The organism is Clostridium sp., assembly GCF_050717515.1.
Lineage (GTDB): Bacteria > Bacillota > Clostridia > Clostridiales > Clostridiaceae > Clostridium_AD.
In genome coordinates this window covers 357068-383310 of the sequence record NZ_JBOITL010000025.1, presented here as the reverse complement: position 1 = coordinate 383310, position 26243 = coordinate 357068, and the positions used below count along the sequence as shown (strand labels likewise).

Below are 26243 nucleotides of genomic sequence, written 5' to 3'. Positions count from 1 at the left end.
TTGGAGGGCTAAAAATGAAAAGACAAACTGCAATAATAACTATAATATCGCTAGGATTAATGTTAATCTTAGGTTGCACCCTGCTTTATAAATCTAACCACAAGACTGTAACCACTTCAACTACTGAACTTTCTAAACTATCTAAATTATCTGAACTTGAACCTGTAAAAATCTCAAAAGGAACTTTTAACATTATGATAGATCCCCGTATAGAACTTTTATTATCTGTACAATTAAATTCTAACTATGAGCCTCTAACAACTATTGATTTTAAATATAAAGATGATGTGAAGAACTATTTCTCAAAATACAAAAATCATAATGCTATAAATACTTTTAAAAAACTATCCCGCTCAGGTTTTTCCTATGATGCTCCACCAGCTACAATGATGTACGTTTCAAAAGTACCCAAGCTAGAACAACAAACCCCTTTTTCAGATTATCTCATTGGTCGCGGTGGTAGCAAGAAATCTCTTGAAAATTTTATGCTAACTCTTAGTAATTACGCTGTAGAATCCGACTTCTCTACATTCTACAATAATCATATGGAATTTTATAAAGACTTGGTAGGTAATGTCTCAAAACAATTACAAGACAGAGATTTTGCAAAGGAATTAGAAAATTATTATGGACTTAAGAAAAACAGTTATAATTTAGTAATATCCCCCTTATTCCATAGTGGTGGCTATGGTGCTGAAATAAAAACTAAAAATAATAACTCTGATATATACGGATTTCTAGGACCTCATAACTCAAAAGATAGTATGCCTATATATTCAAAGGAAGCTTTGTCCGGAATAGGCTGGCATGAATTCAGTCACTCATTTGTAAATCCAACTACTGAAAAAAATATAACGAAAGTAAATAAATACGATTCACTTTTTACACCACTTGCAGATATTATGTCAAAGAAGGCATACCCTAATTGGGAAGTTTGTGTTAATGAGCATATAGTAAGAGCTGTAACAACAAGACTTTCTTACATTTACTTAGGTAAACAAGCTGGTGATAATGCTTTAAGATATGAAAAAACTAATGGCTTTTATTATATAGATGGATTATGTGCAAAATTAGAATATTACGAGAAAAATAGAGATAAGTATGCATCCTTTGAAGATTTTTATCCAGAACTTATTAATGTGTTTAAGAACTATTCTGAGCAGAACCTAACTGATGACTTTTATACTTTAAAATTCCAAGGCCCAATAAACTCAGCTTTTAATAATAAAAATATAGTTTTCATTGTTCCTACAAATGAAAATGATAAAGCTTATAATGATTCCATCTTAAAAGATGTTGAAAATGTAAATGATACCTTTAAGTTATCTGCTACAATAATTACAGATAAAAAAGCACTTACGCAAGATTTATCTAAAAATACTATACTAGCCTATGGCACAATTGAGGGTAATCTATGGCTTTCTAAATATAAAAGCTCGTTCCCTTTTAAAATTGAAGATGACAAAATCAAAACTGATGTTGAGTATAATGGTACAAATTTAAAATTAATAACCGCTTTGCCAAATCCTCAAAATTCAAATAATGCTTTAATTATTTATACTGCGCAAAATCCAGAATATATTATTAATATTAATGAGATTCTTCATGGTGGGACTGACTATGTAATAGCAAAAAAATCTGAAATAATTAAGTCTGGAAATTATATTAAAGATAAAAATAAGTGGTCTTTTAAATAAAAATAATTTCTCAGTAAAACAATGGTTTCAACATGTAATAATTAGTAATGTTTTAAAAAATATGTTATTATTGTATTGACATAAAATTATTTTAACCATATTTCAAAAAGAACTATATTCTCTATAATTAAACAAACATTATTTATAAGAGAAAGGATGATTTTACATGAATATAACAATCTCACAAGATGAAACTGAAAATTTTCTTAATAACTACTTCAAACATTTTGGGTTTAAGCTTTTCATTTTCCAGGTAATATTTTGCACTTTAGCTTATTGCTTTTCAAACAACTATATAGTAAATTATATAATAATTTTGCTTATAATTATCCTTGGTTCTTTAGGTACTTCTTTCTTTACTGCTAAGTTACTTCACAAAGAAAACCAAAAATTCATTTTAGAATTCTATGATAATAACAATGGTGAATTTAATTCTAATAAAAAAGTCACTAACGCAATCACTGTAATATGCAACCTTAAAAAGTTTAATGGTCCAACCTTTGGTGCTCTTACTTTGAATTCCAACTCATTAATATTTACACCCTTTAAAGAAAACCTTAATAACGAAAAATTTATAATTGATAATACTAAAAACCCTAATGTCCATATATCTATGGTTAATCTACAGAATTCATGGATTAATAAAGTATTTTTCAAGGGAAATCTTTATTGTTTAGAACTTAAATGGTCTGGTAAAAAGGCTGTATTACAAATGCCTAAGGATGATTCAACTAAAGATTTATATGAATTACTAAAAAACCACTATTAAACATAAAAAGAGCTAAAGCTTATTTTATAACCACGGCTGTAAATCCTATCTTTCCGTCATAAAAGATGCGTGCACAAAACAGGTTCTGTCATATGTAGTAAGCGAATCTCTTGAGGTGGATTTTGTTTTAGAAACGTTCAATATACTTATCGAGAAACATGGCAAGGATCTTCGTACAGATGCCATTCTTCATTCGGACCAGGGATGTCATTATACCAGCATTTTCTTTCGTCAGTTGCTGAAGTACAAAGAATTAAGGCAGTCTATTTCACGACGGGGAACATCATCACTTAACATAAATTGTTTAAAACTATTTAAGTTTTCTATAACTCTTTTATTCATGATAATCATATAAGATACAGTTAGTTATTAAGATGAGCCAACATTAAATATATAAGATTCAATGTTGGCTCATTTTGGCTGCATCTTCTCCTTACGGATAAGATACATGATTTTGATTTAAGATTTAGACTCTGTTTAAAAATAATGTTGAAATAGAAAGGCAACCTCTCAAGGCTGCCTTTCTTGCGTCATAGAAGAATTATGCGCAATAGTTACACTACAAATTTGAATTTATCAACATATTTATATACTTAAATGATATCTCAATGCATCTTCAGTTGGATTATCATAATACCCTTTAAAAGTTTCTACATTTCTGAAATCAAAATCACTAAATACTTTTTGCATTGGATAGTTTGTAATTCTTGTCTCTCCTCTAAAATCTTTCATTCCTTCTTTTTTCATCTCATTTATCATTGTTTCAAATAATTTATGAGCTAATTTTTGTCCTCTAGAACAACTTTTAGTTCCTATATTAGTAATTTTAACGTAATTTTTTTCTTTTCCCCAATTGAATATCATCAAGTATGCAATTAATTCATTATTTTGTTTTACTAAATAAATAATATTATGTTCTAAATCCCCTAAAATTTCTTGCCATAATTCATTATCCCAGTAATCTACTCCAAAACATTCTTTATCTAACTCTAATAATTCATTTTTATCTTTTAAATTAAACTTAACTATCTCCATAAATTGTTCCCCCTTCAAATCACTATTTATATTACTCAACTTTAAACTGGAATTTATGGTTCTAATTCCTTAAATAAAAAACGTAATGACATTACTGTTTTAGATATTTTATATTTACTTTCTAAAGATACTAACTTAGGATTTTCCACTAAATCAATAACTTCTTTTTCACTAACTCCAGACATTAATGCAATTGTTTCTGCCGAAATACTATGATATTCTAATAGCACTTGCAAAAATGCTCCAATTTTAAAATCAGCATCATCTTTTCCACTAAGTTCAATCATAGAAATTAGATTAGACATTTTAGAAAAGTCTTTAGAATTTTCAAACAGTTTTTTTTCATCTTGGCTTAAAATAACTTCTTTTTTTACATCTAATAGTCTTGAAAGCACCTCTATATTAAATTTGTATTTTTCAATCAATAGTTGCAACTCTTCCATCACATCTTTTTTAGTTATCATTTTTACATCTTCCGTATTGATCACCTTTCTTTCAAAATAAATTACTATTTATCGGTATGATAAACAATTGTTAGTCCGTAATTTTCACTATTGAACATAGCCAAGATTTAATGCTTTTTTTTATAAATGTCCTTGACATGGAGACCACTTTATAATTTAAAACAAGCTTTAGCTCTTTTTAATTATGAACTTGCCATTTATCTTCCACCAGAATCTTCAACTTGCCACTTGCCACGTGGGTGGCACCCTCCCTAGGAAACCACCGCTTTGCTTTCCAATTCTTTTTCCTCAAGCAACTGGTTTGTATATAAGGTATAATAGTAACCTTTTCTCCTTAGCAGTTCTCTGTGAGTTCCTGATTCTGTTATCTTTCCATGTCTAATAACAAGAATTTTATCTGCAGATACAATGGTGGAAAGTCTATGTGCAACTACAAAACTAGTTCTATCTGAAAGAACTTTTTCTATGGCATTTTGTATCATTCTTTCTGTTTCCGTATCTATAGAAGAGGTAGCTTCATCAAGAACAAATAACGCTGGGTCTGCTACGATAGCTCTAGCAAAGGAGATAAGTTGCTTCTCTCCTGTGGATAGATTTCCGCCACCTTCACCAACCTCTGAATCGTAGCCTTTTTCTAGTTTGCTTATAAAACTATGGGCATTTACAAGCTTTGCTGCATTTTCAATTTCTTCCTGCGTTGCATCTAGCTTTCCATACATAATATTATCTCTAATATTCCCACTAAATAAATGTGGGCTTTGAAGCACATAGCCAATACTAGATTGAAGCCACAATAGTGATCTTTCTCTATAGTCACTTCCGTCAATTAATATTTCTCCACTACTTGGTTCATAAAATCTACAAAGTAAATTTACTAAGGTGCTTTTTCCAGAACCTGTTTCTCCAACTAGTGCTATAGTGTCTCCTTTTTTAACTTTTAAATTAAAATTTTGAAATACCTTTTCTCCGTTTTTATAAGAAAAGCAGACATCTCTAAATTCAATATCTCCATGTATTGGCTCAAAGTTTTCTGTTTTTGGATTGAATAAATCTCCGTACTTTTCAATTACATCTTTTCTGTCCCATATGTCTGGCTCAGTTTCTATTAATGTTATAATTCTTTCTGCAGATGCCTGAGCATTCTGAAGTTCTGCAATGGTCCCAGCTAGCTGACTTACAGGATCAAAAAATTGTATTGTATAAGCAATAAACATTACAAAGGTACCATAAGATAGTGGTCCTGCTATAACACTTTTTCCTCCTATCCAAAGAACAAACCCCGCTCCAAGGCTTCCCATGGATATAACAATTGGAAGAAATAGAGCAGAAAACATAGCTGCTTTTACAGCAGATTTCCTCATATGGCCTGCATCCTGCACAAATTCTTTTAAATTTTCTTCTTCACGAACAATGGTTTTAGTAGTTTTAGCCCCAGATATCTCTTCACTAAAATCTGCAGTTAATTGTGAATTTAATTTTCTCACTTTTCTATAGGATTTCAATATTTTCTTTTGAAAAAACATTCCTATTAAAAATAATGGTGGTACAACACTCATACATATAAGGGTTAGACGCACATTATTATAAAGCATTACTCCTATAAACCCAGTCATCATAACTAGTGCCCATACCATGTCAATGAGTCCCCAGGATATTATTTCACTAAGCCTTGCTACATCCGAGGTCATTCTTGCCATAAGCCATCCCACGGATGAGTTATCATAATATGAAAAGGATAGCTGTTGAAGCCTTTTAAACCCTAGTTTTCTTATATGATATGCCAGATGTGTTTCAATCTTACCTGCATGTATTATAAATAGTCTTACATTTAATGCTTGAAAAACAATTATACAAAAGTAAACTATTGCAAAGGTGATAAGCCCATTTGTAGTTTTCTTCATTATAAAATTATCAATGGCATACCTTGTGAGGAGTGGCATTACTACATCTATACCTGCTACACCCACCATTAAAAAAGCCAAAAATACAAGTCCCTTTTTAAATTCTGTAAGGTATTTAAAGAGTCTTCTCCATATACCTATATCTATCTTTTGTGCTGATTTATTTTCTACTGATTTATTTTCATCTATTCTAGACATAATATCACTTCCCTTTTACTCATTGCATACCTGCTTTTCATCATCTAAAGCATCTAGTGATGTCTGTATTTCCCATATCCTTTTATAGATACCATCTTTTTTAATAAGCGTTTCATGATTTCCTATGGTTTCAATCTTTCCATGGTTTAAAACTATAATTTTATCTGCAGCCATAACTGTTGAAATTCTATGAGAGATTATAAAGGTAGTACTATTTTTACTTTTCTTTTTAAGTTCTCCCCTTATAACTCTATCCGTTTCAGCATCCACCGCGCTTAGTGAATCATCAAATATCAATATGGGCATATCCTTTATAAGTGTTCTTGCTATGGCAACTCTTTGTCTTTGTCCTCCTGATAGGGTAACACCCTTTTCTCCAACGATGGTGTCATAACCCTTTTCAAAGGAAGTTATAACATTATGCACAGCAGCTACATTGGCTGCATTGTGTATTTCTATATCTTTAGAGTCTATCTTTGCCATTTTGATATTTTCCTTTATAGTTCTTGCATAGAGGAATGGTTCTTGAAGCACTATTCCAATATTATTTCTCATATGCTTTCTTTCAATATCTTTAAGCTCTACGCCATCAACTTTTATTGAACCACTGTCATAGTCATAAAGTCTTAATAGAAGATGCACCAGAGAGGATTTACCTGAACCTGTTGGTCCAACAATAGCCACTGTTTCGCCTTTCTTTACTTTGAAACTTATATCACTCAGAATTTCATTATCACTCTCATATTCAAAGCTTACATTTTCAAAGCTTATTTCTCCTTTAACCGTAGGCTTTAGTGCCTTACCATATTCCTGTTCCACTGGCACATCAAGAATATTTGTTATCCTCTCAAGAGAAACTGACATCTTTCCCATATCGGAAAGTATTCTACCCAGTTGTCTTACAGGCCATAACAACATTCCCTCATAGGTGTTAAATACCACCAAAGTACCCAAACTTATTTCTCCATTAACTGCAAAATATATGCCTGATATTAAAACCAGACCAATTTGAGTCATACAAAGAATATCGGATGTAGACCAATAAGTTGAAAGCAGTTTTACTAATTTAAAATTCAAATCCCTATATTTCATATTTTCTTTTTCATATTTTTCGATTTCAAAGTTTTGTCTTCCAAATGCTTTTACAACTCTAACTCCACTTAGATTTTCTTGAAGCACTGATGTTAAAGCGCCCTCTTGTGCATCAGCTTTTTCAAAGGTATTTTTAATTTTATAAAAAAACACATATGAAAATATAAATATAATTGGTACAATCACCATTGCTATAACCGTCATCTTTTTATTAAGTGACAACATCATTATAATTGCAAAGGTTACTATAAAAAATGCTCTTCCGATTTCCACCATTTGCGTCGCAAAGAATTTTCTAACGGTATCCACATCTGAAGTACATCTTTGAATTAAGTCCCCAGATTCTGCTTTTACATGATACTCATAGGGTAAATTCTGAATATGATCATAAAGCTTCACTCTCATATTACTTGCAATGTTTTCAGCTGCCTGCGCGGAAAGCTTTCCTCTTAAAAATAGGAAAACACCGCGTACACAGGTCAATATTACAAGACTCAAAGAACATATCCATAAATTCCTAACAAGTACCTTTGTTCCGCCTACCATCATTACCATATTTTCTATAGCTTTGGGAACATCCAGTGGTTTATTTCCTATTACTGAATCTATTGTTACTTTTATAATCATAGGCTCTAGCATGGCTATAAATGTAGCTGCTGCTATAGAAAGTATTGCTGCAAAGTATAATAATCTATTTCCCTTAGTTAACTTTAAAAGTTTCTTAATATAAATCCCCTCCTTGTGACCCGTCACAGCTGATATTACTCCTTGTATATTTTCCACCTTTTAATAATATGGTTTTAGTACATTTTTCGAAAACTCAAGTGTGAAAATTATAATTCCAGCCCCTAAATTTCCTGTAATTGTGTGTTTTAATCATTTTCAAATCACTCCTTCTTTTAAATAGAACAAAATTTATTAATATAAAAATTAAAAAGCCAAAGAATATAAATATATTCTACGGCTTTTTAAACATATAATTAGCTATTAACGGCACTCGTAGTTCTACATAAAAGTTCCCTTAAACACTAATAAAAAAAAGCCGTAAATACACAATCCTCGGCTTAGATAATTAATATAAATAACAAAATTAATTAATATTAAATATTTGTACCAAGATCGTGTTTATATAATTCATTAATTTCCACTGCAAAGTTCACACTTTCTAATGTAAATCTTTTATTTGTAAGCATGGTCACGACCTCCTTTTTAATATTAGTTGTTGCCAACAAAGTAATTATATACCACAATTACATATATTACAATGTGAATTTTAAAATAATTCAGATATATCTGAAAACTTTCTTTAGTTATAAAATTTTTTCACTTTCTACCTATATAATTTCTAGTCTCCTCTTCTGCTTTACTATAAGCCATCTTCATTTTATATCCAAACTCATCTTCACCAGTGCAAAAGCCTGGAATACCCAATGTTTTTATAACGCCATGCACAACTTCAGGTGATACATAAGAAAAAGACATGGCTAATACCTCTTCATCTATTTCATTTGAATTCTCAAATTCTCTTTTTAAATCCATAATAGTTTTTTTTGACTTAAGCTGTTTTTTTACTTTTCTTTTAATTGATTCGCTTTCATTGCCACTTCTTAAAATTCTCAAGGCTTTTAAAAATTCTTCTTTGTCCATGCCTCTCAGTTTTAAAATTACAAAAGGATCTTTATCAAATTCAAGTCCAAGCATATAATGAACTGCAGCTATATGTTTACATGGATTTGCATCATCCGGACATGAACACTGAGTTATTAAATGTATTTGCTTTTTAGGAAAAAGAGAAACTCCAGCTTCTTTAAAAGCTTCCTCTATATTTTCAGGCATTTCTCCATTTAAAATCATGGCACAAAATATAGCTTTTTGTGCCATAATATTCATAATGTTTTTCCACTGCTCTTTTGAAAAAATATCAATCTCCATATTTACTGTATATGGTGTTAATCTGCCACCCTGAACTTCCGCAATGATTTCGCCCTTTGAAACTTCCATGCTGAGTACATTTCCAGCTCTTGCGTATTCACGCCCTTTGTCAATTCTGGAACTTATAGTAAAGCTTGAAATTGCATTATTCCATTTTTTAGACCACCAATTAATCCCAAATTCGTTTCTTATTCTTCCAGTCACAGGGCTACATCTCCTTACCATATCTAGGTATGCATTATTAATCCACTTTATCTGCTATCTGTAAATTGTTAACTATCAACTATGTTGTCATGCTCTAATATAAATAGTTCTCTAAGTTCATCATTGCTCATTTCTGAGATCCAGTTTTCATTTGTGGAAACTATACTTTCAGCAAGTGCCTGTTTACGTTCTAACATCTCATCTATTTTTTCCTCTAGTGTTCCCATACATATGAATTTATGCACATGAACATTCTTAATTTGCCCTATTCTAAATGCTCTATCTGTTGCTTGATTTTCTACAGCAGGATTCCACCATCTATCAAAATGAAAAACATGATTAGCTTTTGTAAGGTTTAGCCCAAGGCCTCCAGCCTTTAAGGATAATACAAACACCATAGGTTCCACTGTGTCATCTTGAAAAATATTTATCAATTCTTCTCTTTTCTTTCTACTGGTCCCTCCATGTAAAAATAGTGTTTTTACATGGAGTTTTTTCTCGATTTCTGATTGCAAAATGTGTCCCATTTCTGCAAACTGCGTAAATACAAGTGACCTATCCCCTTCTTCTATAACAACTTCTAGCATTTCCAGTAGCCTTTCAAGTTTTCCAGAGCGGCCTTCAATTTCACCATTGTCCTTTAAAAACTGCACAGGATGGTTACAAATTTGCTTAAACTTTGTTAAGGATGCAATAATTAAGCCTCGCCTCTGTATACCCTCAGAACTATCAATTTTATTTAAACAATCATTTACTACAGCTTGGTATAGTGTAGCTTGTTCTTTTGTTAGTGGTGCATATTCCTTAGTTTCAATTTTTTCAGGTAAATCTTTAATAATATTTGCATCGGTTTTAAGTCTACGTAGTACAAAGGGGGAAATTATCTTCCTTAGTTTACTACTTTTTTTAGGATCTCCCTGTCTTTCAATAGGAACTGCAAATTCACGCCTAAAAGTTGCCCAATTATATAAATACCCACTATTTAAAAAGTCCATAATAGACCATAAATCTGAAAGTCTATTTTCAACCGGTGTCCCTGTTAATGCCACCTTATATTCTGCTTTAAGGGCTTTTATATGTTGGGTTTGTTTTGATGCGCTATTTTTAATATTTTGAGCTTCATCTAATATAATTCCTGCCCATTCTTCCTTTTGAAATAAATTCTTATCCCTTACTATTAGCGCATAGGTTGTAATAACAACTTCATTTTTGTGTATTTCCTCGCTAAAGGTTTCATAAGTCCACCTACTATTCCCGTGATGGATTGCAGTTTTAAGTCCAGGTGCAAACTTTTCAATTTCCTTTTCCCAATTTCCCACAACAGAAGTAGGACATATTATCAATGTAGGTTTATCTGTTAACTTATTTTCCCGCTCGTGAAGCAAGAGGCATATACTTTGCACCGTTTTTCCAAGGCCCATATCATCAGCAAGACAGGCGCCTATACCATGATCTCTCAAAAAAGTTAGCCAGTAAAACCCTCTTTTTTGATATTCCCTTAGAGTACCAATAAATCCCTTTGGAATATTAACTTCCTCTATACTGTTAAGATTAAATAATTTTTCAAAGAATCGTCCTACAGCTTCTTGATTGTCTATATTATCAACACTAATTCCAGGCATTATTTCCTCATCACTTAAATTAATTCTTAATAATTCTCCAACAGGAATTTTTCCATTTAAGCCTTTGTTCATTTTCATCTTAGAAAGTGTTTTAATTTGATGTATATCAACCTGTACCCACTGACCTCTTAATTGAATAAATGGCACCTTTAAATCTGAAATCCTATCAAATTCTTTGTCACTTATCTCATTTCCATCTAAGGCAAGCTTCCAATCATATTCAAGAATAGTATCCATATTAAATGTACTCTTTGTTGCTAAATTAGTATTTGCACTATGGCTTTTATCCTTTAATTTAACTGAAAGTTTTGAAGGCTTTTTCCACCAAGCTGGTGCAATAATACCGAAGCCTTTTTCCTTTAAAAAGTACGCTGACTCCCTTAAAAATGAATAGGCTTCCTCCGTAGATATTTTGCACTCTACAGGTACTGCATCATAAAGACTCCTTTCAATGGGAATAAATACTTTTGATGCAACCGCTAAATCCTCTAAAAGCCGTTCTTGGGGATTATTGAATTTTTTGTTTAAATAAGTTATGGTATCTAAAGATTCTTCAAAAATCATTTTTGCTGGTAGCATAAGGCTAAGATCATCTTTTGCTTGGAGCATGTATTCAATTGTCCAATCTTCGCCCCGGCTTGGTGGAACAACTTTAAAACAAGTACGAAACTTGAAATTATTGTTTTTAATTTTTAGTGGTTCTATCCATTTTTTATACTCATTTAGCATTTTAATCTGATCACTTGTATCAATAGGTATTTCAGGTAATTTTGAAAAAAGAGAATGTATCCAAGTACTTCCTAGGCTATTAAAACCTTCTCTTAAATAATCCTGCTCTGTGTTTATTTCGCTACAACTCAATCTCACCATACTATCAATCATAGAATCTATAAAATTACTTACAAGTTTAGTTGTATTGGTATATTTAAATTCCTCATTCTCTAAAGGAAAATAAGCCTTACACTCTGCGGGCATATTACCACATAGTGCCTTCTTTTTATCAATGTACTCTGAATCGCTTGTATGCCATCTCCACCTAGAATTTACCTTTTTATGAACCCTATCGATGGTTAAAGAAGGCAAATACTTATGCTTTATAATTAGCTCAGCTGTAAATTTTGCCACTGTATTCCAAAATTTTAATTCCTGTGACAATTCTATTCCATCCGGGCGGTTTCTATCTATATTTAAAATCATATGAAATGAATCCAAATCACTAAAAGTAATGCCTCTAATTTCTCTTTTAAGAAGCTTATTTTTTATTGCATCATATTTATATTTTCCAAATTTCATCTCTAGTGCTGGATTATTTATTTTACTACGCAACTCTGCCACTGAAGCCATTTCTTCATATAGTGGAAGTGCATTTTTAGGTGTTCTACCTTTTCTTGTACACTTAGTCTGTCCGTTCTCGCCCCACAATATAAATGTGTGCATGCCTTCTGTAGTTTCTATCCAACCGCCATTTAATATCATTTAACTTCACCCTCTAAATAATAACCTTAATATTTTATTGCATACTATACAGTTTACCATATTTAACACACAAATTTCACTTTTATATCTTGTTTTATTATTTTTAAATTAGACTTGACCAATAAATCATCATTCATACATTTAAAAGTAAAGTTGTGGAGTTTTTGTTCGACATATATAGTATATATAATTTTTAAAAAAAATTACGAAATAATTTAATTAAATTTTATTTTTTTTATGAAATCCTATGTTTATATACATTTGAAAGTGAGGGAAATTATGAATACTAATAATATACTATTAGAATCTGGAACTGGTGAAGTTGAGATACTAGAATTTGTCATAGGTGATAAGCATTATGCAATCAATATTATAAAAGTTAAAGAGGTAATACACGCAAATAATTTAACAAAACTCCCCGATTCACACCCTGCCATAGCAGGACTTACATTATATAGAGATAAAATAATAACCTTAGTAGATTTAAAATATGTTTTAGAAAAACAGCATAAAAGTGAAATCGAAGCAAAAATTATTCTTTGTGAATTTAATAAAATTCAGGTTGCCTTTAGTATTGATAATATTGTAGGTGTTCATCGTATTAAATGGGAACAAATAACCAAGCCAGATGACATATCTGTTAATTCACTAGTTATAGGAAATATTGTTTTAAACAATAAAATAATACTACTTCTAGATTTCGAAAAAATAGTTACTGATATCAGCCCTTCTACAGGAATTAGTGAGGATAAAATTGTTGACATAGCTTATAAAGATAGATCTAGGATTAAACTAGTCCTGGCTGATGACTCTCCACTAATTAGAAAATTATTAAAGGATACTCTTGTTAAGGCTGGCTTTAACAACTTAAAAATATTTGATGATGGAAAGCAAGCTTACGATTATTTGTTTGATTTAGTTGATCAAAAAAAAGAAAAATTTATAGAAGACGTTCACGTACTTATAACTGACATTGAAATGCCTCAAATGGATGGTCATACGCTAACAAGAAAAATTAAAGAACATAGCCTTCTTAAAAAATTGCCAGTAATACTGTTCTCCTCATTAATTACAAGTGATTTAAAACATAAGGGAGAATCTGTTGGAGCAGATGCACAACTAAGCAAGCCCGAAATAGGTGAGCTTGTAACTTGCATTGATGAATTCACTAGCAATGCCCATAAGTAAAAAACTTAATATGCCCCTAATGATAAAAGCTGTGAATGTCAAATTCACAGCTTTTATCATTAAAATAATGATTTTCTTCTATCTTAATTTTATCTATACATATTTTTACCATTTTAATAAATTAATTCCAAAGTTACGCAAAATGTAGGATATGTTAAATATTCAAACGTAATATGCAATAAATCCTGTATTTAAACTCATTTAATGATTGATATTATTCATAAAATAAATGATAATTGAATTATAGAAACTATAAATTACCAATTTTATTAACCTTGTTTCATTTATTTATTATAATATTTAAAAGGGGTGTAGTAAATGTTAAAAGAAAATCTTAATCCTTTTGAAAATGCGCAAAAAATGCTTAAAGAAGCTTGTGACAAATTAGGGACTGAAGCAGCTGTTTACGAAATTTTAAGCGAACCTCTAAGAGTTATAGAAGTTTCAATTCCTGTTAAATTGGATGATGGTACTCTAAAAGTATTTAAAGGCTTCCGTGCTCAACATAATGATGCTGTTGGACCTACTAAAGGCGGTATAAGATTTGATCTGGGTGTTACAAGAGATGAAGTTAAGGCTCTTTCACTTTGGATGACTTTCAAATGCTCTGTAGTTGGTATTCCATATGGTGGAGGAAAAGGTGGCGTAATTGTTGATCCCAAATCACTTTCACAAGAAGAACTTGAAAGATTAAGTAGAGGCTATATAGATGGTATATATAAATTAATAGGTGAAAAGGTTGATATCCCAGCACCAGATGTAAATACTAATGGACAAATCATGGCCTGGATGGCAGATGAATATAATAAACTTGTTGGACATAGTGCTATTGGAACATTCACTGGTAAACCTTTGGAATTTGGTGGTTCAAAAGGAAGAACTGCAGCTACAGGTTTCGGGGTTGCTGTAACTGTTAGGGAAGCTTTAAAGAAGCTTTATATTAATATTAACAAGGCACGTATTGCAATTCAAGCATATGGTAATGTAGGAAGTTTCACAGGCACAATCCTAGAAAGCATGGGGGCTAAAGTTGTAGCTGTTGCAGAATATAGCAGAGAAGAAAATAGAACTTACGCAATTTATAATGAAAATGGACTTAATGCAAAAACACTAGAAGAATATAATAAAAAAAATCATACACTCCTCGGATTTCCAGGTGGAAAAGAAATATCACTGGATAACTTCTGGGCTTTAAATGTTGACGTTTTAGTACCAGCAGCAAGAGAAAATCAAATTACTCTTGATAATGTTAACTGTATTAATGCAAGAATAATTGCAGAAGCTGCTAATGGACCAATTACTCCAGATGCAGATAAAATTCTAAATGAAAAAGGAATCCTTGTTACACCTGATATATTAACTAATGCTGGCGGAGTAACTGTATCATACTTTGAATGGGTACAAAACTTATACGGATATTACTGGAGCGAAAATGAAGTTGAAGAAAAAGAAGAAATAGCTATGATTAATGCCTTCAATGATATTTGGAAAATAAAAGAAGAATATAATGTTTCAATGAGAAATGCCGCATATATGCACTCAGTAAAACGTGTTGCTGCTTCAATGAAATTAAGAGGTTGGTATTAACATTTAAAAATAAAAATAGATAAGCCACCTCAATATGGTTTATCTATTTTTACCACTAGTGAGCAATGAGGGTTTTAAAAAGTTATACTAAATAATTATTTTTATTGTCTTTTAAAAAAACCTTTACAGAATAATATTTCAGTACTATAATGAACACAAAGTGATATTTTGGTTATTATTTACACGAAAAATAAATATGATTAACTAGGGGTGCCTATTTGGCTGAGAAGATTTACACTAATCTAACCCTCTGAACCTGACGTAGCTAGAACTACCGTAGGAAAGTTATTTGCGATAATTAATTTTTATAATTAATGTTTGTAGCAAGCTTTGCCTTATGGCAAAGCTTTTTTAGTTTATATTTATAATTAAATAGTTAGACCTCTCCATAAAATAACAAGTGATCACTGCTATTTATTTTATAGGATATCTAAAGCAAGGGGAGCTTACTGGTCACATGAAAAATGCGACTTCATAAGCTGAGAAAGAGATGTTATCTCTGACCCTAATAACCTGATTTGGGTAATTCCAACGTAGGGAGCGCATTTGTATTTTTATTGCAAGCTCTCTATGGGCTTGTATTTTTTTCCATAAAATTCTTTTTAGGAGGTGAAATCATGATTATCAACGGCAATGAAATGGACATTGAAAATTGCATAACTATAACTAGCCTACTCACTTATCTAAATCTATCTTCCGAAAAAGTAGTTATAGAAGTAAACTATGAAATCATACCAAAAGAAAACTATGAAAATCATAAACTTTATCAAGCAGACATAATTGAAGTAGTAAGCTTTGTGGGAGGAGGTTAGAAATGGATAATATTAACACGATACCTATGGATGAAATTTCAGAAAAGCTTAAAAATGCTGTGGTTGGCATTGCTGGACTTGGTGGTCTAGGTTCAAATGTAGCAGTATCTTTAACAAGAATAGGAATAGGCAAACTTATACTTGTTGATTTTGATAAAGTGGATAAAAGTAATTTAAATAGGCAGCAATATTTTTTAAGGCATATTGGAATGTATAAAACAGAAGCCTTAAAAGAAATATTGAATGATATTAATCCTGATATAGAACTTGAAACCACAAATGTATTTGTAGATGAAACCAATATAGAAGGATTATTTAAGGATGTAGATATCCTAGTTGAAGCCTTTGATAATTCTCATAGTAAAGCTACCTTAGTTAATACTACTTTGCTTAAAATGCCTAATAAGCCTATAGTGGCTGGCTCTGGTATGGCAGGATATTTTTCAAGTAACTCAATAAAAACAAGAAAAGTACGAAATAATTTTTATCTAGCTGGTGATGAATTTTCTGATATTGATCTAGGCTACAAGCCTTTTTCACCTAGAGTAAGCATAGTAGCAAATCACCAAGCTAACATGGTACTTAGACTTATTTTGGGGGGAAATGATGTTTAAATTTATTTTATATAAAGGGAGTGTACATTATGGACAATCTAATAATCTCTGGTGTAGAGCTTAAAAGCAGACTATTAATAGGTACAGGTAAGTTTAGTAATAATGCCATTGTACCCAAAGTTATTGAAATTTGTGGTACTCAAATAGTTACTATGGCAATTAGAAGAGTTAACTTATCATCGAAAGAAGAAAACATTTTAGAGTACATACCCAAAAATTGTATATTGTTACCTAATACTTCTGGGGCTAGAAATGCAGAAGAAGCAGTTAGAATAGCTCACCTTGCAAAAGCCATGGGCTGTGGTAACTGGATTAAGATTGAAGTTATATCAGATAACAAATATCTATTACCTGATAACTATGAAACCATAAAAGCAACTGAGATTCTTGCAAAAGAAGGTTTTGTGGTACTTCCTTATATGAGTCCTGATTTAATGAGTGCAAAAAGATTAGTTGAAGCCGGTGCCGCTGCGGTGATGCCTCTTGGTTCTCCAATAGGAACTAATCGTGGAATAAGAACTAAAGAATTAATACAAATATTAATAGACGAAATATCTCTTCCGATAATAGTTGATGCTGGTATAGGAAGACCTTCTGAGGCAGCTGAAGCAATGGAAATGGGAGCTGCTGCAGTACTTGTTAATACTGCTATAGCAACCTCAAATAATCCAGTGCAAATGGCTGAAGCCTTTTCACTTGCAGTAAAAGCTGGAAGACTTGCGTATATTGCAAAGCTTGGCCTTGAAAATAGTTTAGCTGTAGCCTCTTCACCTTTAACTGGATTCTTACATGAAGGTGATAAATAATGGGCTTTTATGATTGTTATAATGAGCATAAAAATATTGACTTTGAGGATTTCTTTAAACGAATAAAAGATGAAGATATTTTAAATATACTTAATAAAGATAAAATTTCAAAACAGGATTTTTTAGCTCTGCTTTCGCCAACCGCCGAAAAACATATGGAAAAAATAGCACAAAAGGCTCATGAATTATCACTACAGCATTTTGGAAAAACAATTGTGCTATTTACCCCCTTATATATATCAAATTATTGTGTTAATAAATGCGCCTACTGTAGCTACAATGTGGAAAATAAAATAAAAAGAAAAACCTTAACTATGGAAGAAATTGAAGAAGAAGCAAAGGCTATTGCGTCTTCGGGGCTTAAACACATTCTTGTACTAACTGGTGAAAGTAGCACAGAAGCTCCTGTATCTTATATAGTTGATGCCGTGAAAATTTTAAAGAAGTACTTTGATTCAATTTCAATAGAAATATATCCCTTAACTACAGAGGAATATATAAAAGTCGTTGAGGCTGGTGTGGATGGTCTAACCCTATTTCAAGAAACTTATGATGAGCGTATTTATGACAAGGTCCATATAAAAGGTCCAAAGAAAGATTACAAGTTTAGATTAGATGCACCTGAAAGAGGCTGCATCGCCAAAATTAGAAGCATTAATATTGGCGCACTGCTAGGTCTTGATGATTGGAGAAAGGACGCCTTCTATACAGCACTTCATGCAGAATATCTTCAAAATAAATATACTGAAATGGAAGTTAGTATTTCCACTCCTAGGATAAGGCCGCATGTAGGAAGTTTTAATGATCTATGTTTTGTAGAAGATAAAAATTTACTTCAAATAATTCTTGCTCTTAGAATTTTTCTTCCTCGTGTAGGTATAACACTTTCTACAAGGGAAACCCAGAGCTTTAGAGATAATTTAATTCCCCTGGGAATAACTAAAATGTCAGCTGGCGTATCTACAGAAGTTGGAGGCCATACATCATCCTCATCCTCTGGTGAGAGTCAATTTGAAATAAGTGATGATCGAACTGTTGATGAAGTTAAGAGGGCAATACTCGCTAAAAATTATCAACCTATTTTTAAAGACTGGATGGCACTGTAAATACAGTGTTAAAAAAATTAAATAATAAAGGAGATTTTAAAATGATATACACAACTCAAATGGACGCTGCAAAAAAAGGTTTTACTACAAAGGAAATGGAAATAGTGGCTAAAAAAGAAAATATGGATATAGCACTTTTAAAAAGGCTTATGTCACAAGGTAAGATTGTTATACCTGCTAATAAGAATCACAAATCCCTAGACCCAGAAGGCGTTGGAGAAGGCTTAAAAACAAAAATAAATGTAAATTTAGGTATTTCAAAAGATTGCTATGATATTGATGAAGAAATGAAAAAAGTACAACTAGCTTTAGACATGAAGGCTGAGGCTATAATGGACCTAAGCTCCTTTGGAAAAACCAAAGAATTTAGACAAAGACTTGTTGCATCATCCTCTGCTATGATAGGAACTGTGCCAATATATGATGCCGTAGGTTTTTATGATAAAGAATTAAAAGATATTACTGCAAAGGAATTTTTAGATGTTGTAGAAAAACATGCAGTGGATGGTGTTGATTTTGTAACTATTCACGCAGGTATAAACCGCGAAACTGCTAGTGTATTTAAAAGAAATAAACGACTTATGAACATTGTTTCAAGAGGTGGTTCCCTTCTTTATGCATGGATGGAACTTAACAATAAGGAAAATCCTTTTTACGAATATTTCGATGAATTATTAGATATATGCGAAAAATATGATTTAACCTTAAGTCTAGGAGATGCCTGCAGACCAGGTTGTATAAGTGATTCTAGTGATGCTTGTCAAATCAAAGAATTAATGACACTAGGAGAACTCGCCCTAAGAGCTTGGGATAGAAATGTACAAGTTATAATAGAAGGACCAGGTCATATGGCATTAAATGAAATTAAAGCAAATATGCTCCTTGAAAAGAAACTTTGTCACGGTGCTCCCTTTTATGTATTAGGACCTATAGTTACAGATATAGCACCAGGCTACGACCATATAACAAGTGCCATTGGCGGAGCATTAGCTGCAAGTTGTGGCGCTGATTTCTTGTGCTACGTAACTCCAGCTGAGCATCTAAGATTACCAATGCTCGACGATGTTAAAGAAGGTATTATTGCTGCAAAGATAGCTGCTCATGCTGGTGATATAGCTAAAAATATTCCAGGTGCTAGAGACTGGGATAATGAAATGGCTAAAGCAAGACAAGAACTTGATTGGGAGAAAACCTTCCAGCTTTCTATTGACCCAGAAAAAGCTAGAAGATATAGAAAAGAATCTACTCCAGAACATGAGCATAGCTGTACTATGTGTGGAAAAATGTGTGCTGTGAGAAATATGAATAAAATAATGCAGGGCAAAGATATAAATATTTTAAGAGAAGACAACTAATGTGCTATACCTTATAACCAATAGGAAACTAGCTAATAACAATGATTTTTATAAAATTATTGATGAAGCTATAATTGGCGGTATATCTGCTATTATTCTTCGTGAAAAAGATTTATCCTATGCTGAGCTTTTAACAATTGCTAAAAAAGTCAAGAAAGTTATAGGCAGTAGAGATGTAAATCTAATAATAAATAGTAATTTAGAAGTAGCAAAGGAAGTGGAAGCTTATGGCTTCCACTTGTGCTTTGAAAAATTTATTGGAACAAAGTTATCCTTTAAAGGTATTATTGGAGTTTCTGTTCACAGCCTTTACCAAGCAATAGAAGCCCAAAAACAAGGTGCTGATTATTTATTATTAGGCCATATATTCCAAACAGATTGTAAAAAAGGTCTTCCTCCTAGAGGTCTAGAGCTTATTAAAACTATTAAGAAAAATGTTACTATTCCTATAATTGCCCTAGGTGGAATAAAGCCTGAAAACATTCTTGTGGTTATGGAATCAGGGGCTGATGGTGCGGCAGTTATGTCTACTATAATGCAAGCTGAAGACCCCTGCATTATAACAAAGCAATATGTTGATAAAATGATGAGATGTGTAGATTCAATTTAGACATTAAATCATCATCTTGGCTACTGCAATATTAACGGCTTGAGAAATGTCGTTAAAAGGAAGTGGTAAAATGCAAATTAATGACACTGATAAATATAAAGAGGAATGTGGAATCCTAGGGGTATTTTCTAATGAAGAAATCAATTTGTCTTCTATACTTTATTCTGCACTTAATTCGCTTCAACATCGTGGACAGGAAAGTTGTGGCTTAACATATTCAGATGGGCATAACCTTACTTGCCATAAGGACATGGGGCTTGTAAATGAGGTGTTTTCCAAAAATAATCTCAATAATATAATTGGTTTTTCAGCCATAGGTCATGTAAGATATTCTACCTTTGGTGAGAGTAATACTGTGAATGCTCAACCGATTTTAGATGAATCTTCCTTTGGGCAAATAGCCATAGCACATAATGGTAATCTTACAAATGCAGTTAAACTAAAAAAGCCTCTTGAAGACTATGGATTGAAATTTAATACTTCTACGGATTCCGAGGTTATTTTAAAACTTATGGAAAAGCATTACAATTCTTCTATAGAAAACACCTTAGAAATCATATCAAAACAAATTGAAGGTGGATATGCTGTTGTTCTGCTTACAAAGGACAAGTTATTTGCTATGAGAGACTGTCATGGCATAAGACCTTTATGCATAGGAAAGCTTAAGGACAGTTATATAGTATGCTCTGAAAGTTGTGTTTTAGATATGCTTGGTTATGAATTTATAAGAGATGTTGCTCCTGGAGAGATAATTAAGATTGATAGTAGCGGAATACAAACAATAAGTTTTATAAAAAATGCCCTATGTAACACCTGCTCTTTTGAATATATATATTTTGCCAGAATAGATAGTAAAATTGATGGGGTTAGTGTTTATAACTCCAGGTTCAAAGCTGGTGAGCTTTTATTTAAAGAATGTCCAGCTGATGCTGATATTGTAATCGGGGTACCTGACTCTGGCACCTCTGCTGCTTTAGGATATTCTAAAGCCTCAAAGATACCTTATACTCTAGGCTTTGTAAAAAATAATTTTATAGGGCGAAGCTTTATAAAACCCTCTCAAGCTAAAAGAGAAGAAGCAGTATCTTTGAAATTAAATATTATCAAAGAAAATATTAGAGGTAAAAAAGTGGTAGTTATAGATGATTCCATGGTAAGGGGCACAACCTGTAAAAAAATTGTCTCCCTCCTTAAAGAAGCAGGCGCAAAAGAAATTCATTATAGACTGGCTTCACCTATAATAAAATCACCCTGCTGCTTAGGAATTGATACTTCCAGTAAAAAAGAACTTATAGGTTCTAATATGACCTTAGAGTCAATACGTGATTTTATTGGAGTAGATAGCTTGGGATATATAAGCATAGATGGTTTTTTGAATTCTTTAGGTCATAAAAAAGATGCATGTCTAAAGTGTTTTATGTAATATGTAAACTTTTAAATTATAAGCGCCAAATAGTCCCCACCTTAAGTTAAAGTGGGGACTATTTGGCGCCTACATACTAATAAACACAAAAGTAAATAACAAATATGCTAGTCAATTTATTTTCATGTGAATAGTATATAAATTTAACAATTTTCTAAATTATGAAAAACAAATTTGTTGTATCTCCTTAAATAACATTGATGTATGATACCCATCTGCAACTGCATGATTTATCTGAACTGTAATTGGCATTAAAAGCTTCCCATTAACATCTTCATATTTGCCCCAAGTAATAATCGGCGCGTAAAAATTACCATTGATAGGAAGATTCAAATTGAATCCGCTATAATTTATCCAAGGCAAACAAGATACAGGAAAGTTATTCGGATCGGATTTAATAGTTTCATATCCTTTGATATCTTTATATTTTTCCATATCATCAGTAATAGCCTTGTAGAACTTCTTAAAATCGCTATTATATCTTGTAAAAGCACTAGAAAATGTTTTATCATCACTATGAAAAATCACATAAGAAGCTGAGACCTCATTATAAACTCCAAGCTCGCCTTTTTCATTAACAGCCATTCTAAACTCTTTAATACTATTTACAGCTTTTGTAACAATATAAATAAAAGTTGGGTAAAATTTCAAGTTATCACTTTGCATTTTTTCTACAAGCCCTGTTACATCTATATTTGCAGTTAAACTGTAGGAGCAGTTACATCTATGTGCATAATGTTCAAAATGCTCTTTACGTTCATATTTTTCCATATCTATTATTTTAAAATTCATTTTTATCCTCTTTTCGCTCTAAAATCTTTGAGTGCAACCTAATAATTTATATTTTCAAGCTTCTGTATCTATTATATGCTGCCATTATTTCTTGCTTTCTCGGCATGGCTAAACTTCCACTTCCACCTTTTATTCGCTCTATGGATATTAATCCATTTTTCTCTATTTCACAAATTATATTGTCCACCATATTTTCAAAGTTTAAGCCCCTACTCATAATACTCGCCTCTGCCCATTTCATAATTGAACCTATAGCATTTATTTGCTCAGTATCAACTATTTGTTCCACAGCCCTTAAATCTATATCCTCTCTATTTATACTTAATGTATCTAGTCCTATTGTTTTGATTTTAATGCCCTTTTCTCCTGACCTAATAGTTCCAGCTTTAACTTGTCTATTAAATTTAATATCTATTTTTAAATTTCTATCATTAATTCTTTTTGTAATATTACCTTTACTTAGCTTTTTAGCCTTTTCTGTTCTATCCACAGTCTCGTAATTATCCATTTGTATTACGCAATCTGCTACATCAAAAAAATCTCCGCAGCTTCCTACTACAATTATTGTTGAAATACCTTTTTGCTTATATAGCGGTCTCACTATCTCAATAAAAGGTGTAATTGGTTCCTTTTCACTGCAAACTAATTTCTGCATTAAGTCATCTCTCATCATAAAATTAGTAGCTGAAGTATCCTCATCTATTAAAAGCACCTTAGCGTTACTTTCTATGCCCTCTATAATACTCGCCGCTTGTGATGTACTTCCACTTGCATTTTCTGTGCAGAATTCTACAGTATCTTTCCCATTAGGCAAGTTACCTATAAATAATGATATATCTGTTTTAGTGATGCATCTACTATCTTCCGCCCTTATTTTTAAAGCTGATTCATTTGTTATAACAAACTCTCTACCATCACCTTCAATATGATCATAAACTCCAAGTTCTATTGCTTTTAATAATGTAGATTTACCATGATATCCTCCACCTACTATAAGCGTTATACCTTTTTTAATACCCATACCACAAATTACGCCACGGCTCTTTGTATTAAATTCCACTTCTAATTCCTTTGGTGAAACAAATACACTGCCTCCACTTAATGCTTTTGTAGATATGCCACTTTCTCTAGGTAGCATTGATCCATTAGCCACAAATGCTACTAATCCTCTATTTGGGAGTTCGCTTCGTATATATTCTTGATCTTCTACTAGCTTTACCCTGTTTACTAATTTTTCACTATTAATATTTTTATATATTAAAGTTTTCTCTACAATGTTTGGTATAACATTATATAAAATCTTCTCAAGCTCTCTTGATAAAACACTTCTTCCTCTTGCTGGAAATCCAACATAAAATCTTGCTTCTATTTTGTTCTCATCTATAATTATTGAAGTTCTACTTAATATCTCCTGTGGACATTTGCTTATAGCTAATAGTCCACTCTTTCCAGACCCAAAAACTTTTACGCAGCACTTATTTATATTCGAATAAAATTCTCTTGTCAAATAATCTGCTACTGCAATATTTTTGATTTTATCATCAAAAAGTTCCTTTGGAAATTTAGCAATATTCTGATTTACGATTACTCTAATTCTTGATGGTGATGCAAAAGGGTCACCTTGAACATGATCTATGCAAAGCGTATAATTTCCGAAATCATATTCGCCCTCTAAATCTTTATAGAGCCTATAGCTTTTTCCATCAATTCTGTCTAAATCTTTTTTTAATACTTCTGAATTTTTCATCCAACTCTCCTCTTGTGTTCCTATTAAATAAATTTCACTTTCCCAATACTTATTATATACCATATGCCCCCCTTCTTAAAGAATAAACTGTTGTCATTACTGCAATGACAACTTCCCATTGAAAATATCCACGGGTCAGTTCAAAACATTTGAAGCTTATGAAATTAAATAATTTTTCAAATTTACATCATTGGAGTTAGATGTGAATTTATAAATACATTTTATTAAATTCAAATTTAACTCCTGAAAACAATCCTCATCAAATTTACCATTTATAATACTATTTTTTATAATACAGGGTTTGAATTTATTTAATATTTTATCCACTGCACAAGTATCTCCATTATGTGCTAAAATAAATAATTCCTGAAATTCTCTATCACTCATCCATATTCCTCCTAATCATTTCTAACAATCAGCTCCATCATTTTTATAAGAGTATTATTTAATTCATCAAGTTTTTTCTCTACTCTAACAAGCAGAAATCCTGTAACTGCAATTGGAAATCCTATATTTGTAACCATAGTGTAAAAATCATCCATTAGCCCACCTCCATAAGTTCATTTTTAAGCTTATTTAAAGCTAAATTCTTACTTTTATTTATTGACTGGCGGCTTACTCCAAGTTCTTTTATAAGCTCATTTTGTGATTTATTAAGTACCATCATTTTATATATTATTTCTTTCTGCCTATCTGGAAGTTTTTCAAGTGCATTTAAAAGACTAGGATTCTCTATTGTTTTTTTGAAATCTACTTCTTCACCAGGTTTTGAAATTTCTTCTATAAAGTCTAATTCTTCATCTGAAATTCTACTTATTCTCTCCTCTTCAAACCCCTCACTTTTAACATTTAAATTTAATATTTCTCGGTTCTCATTTTTGACTTTCTTTTCTTTATATTTTATTGAATAAAAAATCATGCTTTTATTTATATAACTGAGAAATCTTAATTGAAACATATATACCTTAAATTTCATATTTAGTTCCTCTAAAGCTTTTTCATCATTACATAATCTAAATTTAATAAAAAGAGCTTCATTTTCCTTATCTTTATTTATAAAATTTTCTATTAAAAAATTCATTTTATCCCCCTTGCTAATTATATCACATGTACGAACCTATGTTCGCGTTATAGGTAAAAAAAAGCGAGTATTTATAAAAAAAGATATTTATATCTCTTTTCCCTTACTCTTTTTATGTCCCTTGTTTTTCAAAAAAACTTTTTCAACATTTTCATTTACGTAAAATTTTTTCTCTAAAATAATGTAACCTAATAAAACAAACTCTACCAATAACTTGATCTACCTTAACTTGTCCAATTTTATTACTACGGCTATCTAAACTGTTATTTCTATTATCACCCATAACAAACACATGATTTTTTTTGATTATATGAATACCTTCATCTCCATATGTTTTCTGATTATGAACATAGGGCTCAAATATAATATTATGATTTCTAAATACAGAACCTTTTTTCAATTCAATTATTTCTCCTTCAGTAATAATAATTCGTTTAATTAAAAATAAGTTCTTCATTTTAAAAACTATTATATCTCCATTTTTATATTTACTGCACTTTTTTACTATTACTAAGTTCCCATGACTAAAGGTAGGAAACATAGAGCTTCCCTTGATTTTAATAACATGAAAAATATTTCTAAAATATCTCCGTAGTAAATAGCTTAAGAATAAAACAAATACACTTATGCATAGGTTCATTTTCTAACCCCCTTGTTAGACTGTAAGTATATATACAAGGGACATGCATCCTTGTATTATGCATGCCCTTTTTATATAGAGAAACAATTTCA

General features: G+C 31.4%; 23 protein-coding genes, 1 pseudogene and 2 riboswitches. Of the genes and pseudogenes, 12 read left to right on the top strand and 12 right to left on the bottom strand.

Translation table 11 applies throughout. The annotated features are described in order from the left end of the window. Window positions 1-14: 14 nt before the first annotated feature. The 3 genes and pseudogenes from ACREV6_RS11330 to ACREV6_RS11320 all read left to right on the top strand — a co-directional run. Window positions 15-1697, top strand: a complete 1683-nt coding sequence (locus ACREV6_RS11330) for a DUF4932 domain-containing protein (RefSeq protein WP_431578115.1) — start codon at window positions 15-17, stop codon at window positions 1695-1697. Between the two features lie 166 nt (window positions 1698-1863). Further along, window positions 1864-2466 (top strand): hypothetical protein, encoded by a 603-nt coding sequence (locus tag ACREV6_RS11325; protein WP_431578114.1) that lies wholly within the window; start codon window positions 1864-1866, stop codon window positions 2464-2466. 40 nt (window positions 2467-2506) lie between these two features. Continuing rightward, window positions 2507-2821: pseudogene (locus ACREV6_RS11320) on the top strand (DDE-type integrase/transposase/recombinase); the annotation flags it as partial. A 230-nt stretch (window positions 2822-3051) separates the two neighbouring features. On the opposite strand, the gene ACREV6_RS11315 reads toward ACREV6_RS11320, so the two are convergent. The 6 genes from ACREV6_RS11315 to ACREV6_RS11290 all read right to left on the bottom strand — a co-directional run bounded on the left by ACREV6_RS11315 (window position 3052) and on the right by ACREV6_RS11290 (window position 12390). Beyond that, window positions 3052-3501: a GNAT family N-acetyltransferase gene (locus ACREV6_RS11315; protein WP_431578113.1), complete on the bottom strand. Its 450-nt coding sequence runs from the start codon at window positions 3499-3501 to the stop codon at window positions 3052-3054. 53 nt (window positions 3502-3554) lie between these two features. Continuing rightward, a complete protein-coding gene (locus ACREV6_RS11310) occupies window positions 3555-3965 on the bottom strand; it encodes an HTH domain-containing protein (protein WP_431578112.1) in 411 nt (136 codons plus the stop codon). A gap of 251 nt (window positions 3966-4216) precedes the next feature. Then, the gene (locus ACREV6_RS11305; protein WP_431578111.1) at window positions 4217-6064 is read right to left on the bottom strand and encodes an ABC transporter ATP-binding protein; all 1848 of its coding nucleotides are present in this window, start codon (window positions 6062-6064) and stop codon (window positions 4217-4219) included. A 15-nt stretch (window positions 6065-6079) separates the two neighbouring features. Further along, window positions 6080-7909: an ABC transporter ATP-binding protein gene (locus ACREV6_RS11300; RefSeq protein WP_431578110.1), complete on the bottom strand. Its 1830-nt coding sequence runs from the start codon at window positions 7907-7909 to the stop codon at window positions 6080-6082. A gap of 570 nt (window positions 7910-8479) precedes the next feature. Beyond that, complete coding sequence (locus ACREV6_RS11295) at window positions 8480-9292, bottom strand: SWIM zinc finger family protein (protein ID WP_431578109.1); 813 nt, start codon at window positions 9290-9292, stop codon at window positions 8480-8482. 68 nt (window positions 9293-9360) lie between these two features. Next, window positions 9361-12390, bottom strand: coding sequence for a DEAD/DEAH box helicase (locus ACREV6_RS11290; protein ID WP_431578108.1), 3030 nt, complete (start codon window positions 12388-12390; stop codon window positions 9361-9363). 279 nt (window positions 12391-12669) lie between these two features. On the opposite strand from ACREV6_RS11290, the gene ACREV6_RS11285 reads away from it, so the two are divergent. The 9 genes from ACREV6_RS11285 (at window position 12670) to purF (ending at window position 21891) form a co-directional block, all read left to right on the top strand. Beyond that, a complete protein-coding gene (locus ACREV6_RS11285; protein ID WP_431578107.1) occupies window positions 12670-13578 on the top strand; it encodes a chemotaxis protein in 909 nt (302 codons plus the stop codon). Window positions 13579-13896: 318 nt separating this feature from the next. After that, window positions 13897-15165 (top strand): Glu/Leu/Phe/Val family dehydrogenase, encoded by a 1269-nt coding sequence (locus tag ACREV6_RS11280; protein WP_431578106.1) that lies wholly within the window; start codon window positions 13897-13899, stop codon window positions 15163-15165. A 196-nt stretch (window positions 15166-15361) separates the two neighbouring features. Further along, window positions 15362-15465, top strand: a riboswitch (TPP riboswitch). A 128-nt stretch (window positions 15466-15593) separates the two neighbouring features. Continuing rightward, a riboswitch (TPP riboswitch) is annotated at window positions 15594-15723 on the top strand. Between the two features lie 59 nt (window positions 15724-15782). Further along, window positions 15783-15977, top strand: a complete 195-nt coding sequence (thiS, locus tag ACREV6_RS11275) for a sulfur carrier protein ThiS (protein WP_431578105.1) — start codon at window positions 15783-15785, stop codon at window positions 15975-15977. A gap of 2 nt (window positions 15978-15979) precedes the next feature. Further along, a complete protein-coding gene (gene thiF / locus ACREV6_RS11270; RefSeq protein ID WP_431578104.1) occupies window positions 15980-16591 on the top strand; it encodes a sulfur carrier protein ThiS adenylyltransferase ThiF in 612 nt (203 codons plus the stop codon). A gap of 29 nt (window positions 16592-16620) precedes the next feature. Continuing rightward, window positions 16621-17397 carry a thiazole synthase gene (locus tag ACREV6_RS11265; RefSeq protein ID WP_431578103.1) on the top strand — a complete coding sequence of 259 codons (777 nt, stop codon included), beginning with the start codon at window positions 16621-16623 and terminating at the stop codon, window positions 17395-17397. Continuing rightward, window positions 17397-18503, top strand: coding sequence for a 2-iminoacetate synthase ThiH (thiH, locus tag ACREV6_RS11260; protein WP_431578102.1), 1107 nt, complete (start codon window positions 17397-17399; stop codon window positions 18501-18503). The genes ACREV6_RS11265 and thiH overlap by 1 nt, the downstream gene beginning before the upstream one ends. A gap of 41 nt (window positions 18504-18544) precedes the next feature. Continuing rightward, a complete protein-coding gene (gene thiC, locus ACREV6_RS11255; RefSeq protein WP_431578101.1) occupies window positions 18545-19858 on the top strand; it encodes a phosphomethylpyrimidine synthase ThiC in 1314 nt (437 codons plus the stop codon). 1 nt (window position 19859) lies between these two features. After that, window positions 19860-20468 carry a thiamine phosphate synthase gene (thiE, locus tag ACREV6_RS11250; RefSeq protein WP_431578100.1) on the top strand — a complete coding sequence of 203 codons (609 nt, stop codon included), beginning with the start codon at window positions 19860-19862 and terminating at the stop codon, window positions 20466-20468. 46 nt (window positions 20469-20514) lie between these two features. Then, the gene (purF, locus tag ACREV6_RS11245) at window positions 20515-21891 is read left to right on the top strand and encodes an amidophosphoribosyltransferase (RefSeq protein ID WP_431578099.1); all 1377 of its coding nucleotides are present in this window, start codon (window positions 20515-20517) and stop codon (window positions 21889-21891) included. A 159-nt stretch (window positions 21892-22050) separates the two neighbouring features. Here the strand turns inward: purF and ACREV6_RS11240 are convergent, their stop codons facing one another. The 6 genes from ACREV6_RS11240 to lepB all read right to left on the bottom strand — a co-directional run bounded on the left by ACREV6_RS11240 (window position 22051) and on the right by lepB (window position 26151). Further along, on the bottom strand, window positions 22051-22683 hold the full coding sequence (locus ACREV6_RS11240; protein ID WP_431578098.1) for a CatA-like O-acetyltransferase: 633 nt from the start codon (window positions 22681-22683) through the stop codon (window positions 22051-22053). A 46-nt stretch (window positions 22684-22729) separates the two neighbouring features. Next, window positions 22730-24430, bottom strand: coding sequence for an ABC-ATPase domain-containing protein (locus tag ACREV6_RS11235; protein ID WP_431578263.1), 1701 nt, complete (start codon window positions 24428-24430; stop codon window positions 22730-22732). Between the two features lie 156 nt (window positions 24431-24586). Next, the gene (locus ACREV6_RS11230) at window positions 24587-24817 is read right to left on the bottom strand and encodes a helix-turn-helix domain-containing protein (protein WP_431578097.1); all 231 of its coding nucleotides are present in this window, start codon (window positions 24815-24817) and stop codon (window positions 24587-24589) included. Window positions 24818-24828: 11 nt separating this feature from the next. After that, complete coding sequence (locus ACREV6_RS11225) at window positions 24829-24972, bottom strand: YvrJ family protein (protein ID WP_431578096.1); 144 nt, start codon at window positions 24970-24972, stop codon at window positions 24829-24831. Continuing rightward, entirely contained in the window at window positions 24972-25511 is a 540-nt protein-coding gene (locus ACREV6_RS11220; RefSeq protein ID WP_431578095.1) for a sigma-70 family RNA polymerase sigma factor, read from the bottom strand. Before ACREV6_RS11220 ends, ACREV6_RS11225 begins: the two co-directional genes overlap by 1 nt. Before the next feature lie 151 nt (window positions 25512-25662). Further along, window positions 25663-26151 (bottom strand): signal peptidase I, encoded by a 489-nt coding sequence (gene lepB / locus ACREV6_RS11215; RefSeq protein ID WP_431578094.1) that lies wholly within the window; start codon window positions 26149-26151, stop codon window positions 25663-25665. Window positions 26152-26243 lie beyond the last annotated feature (92 nt).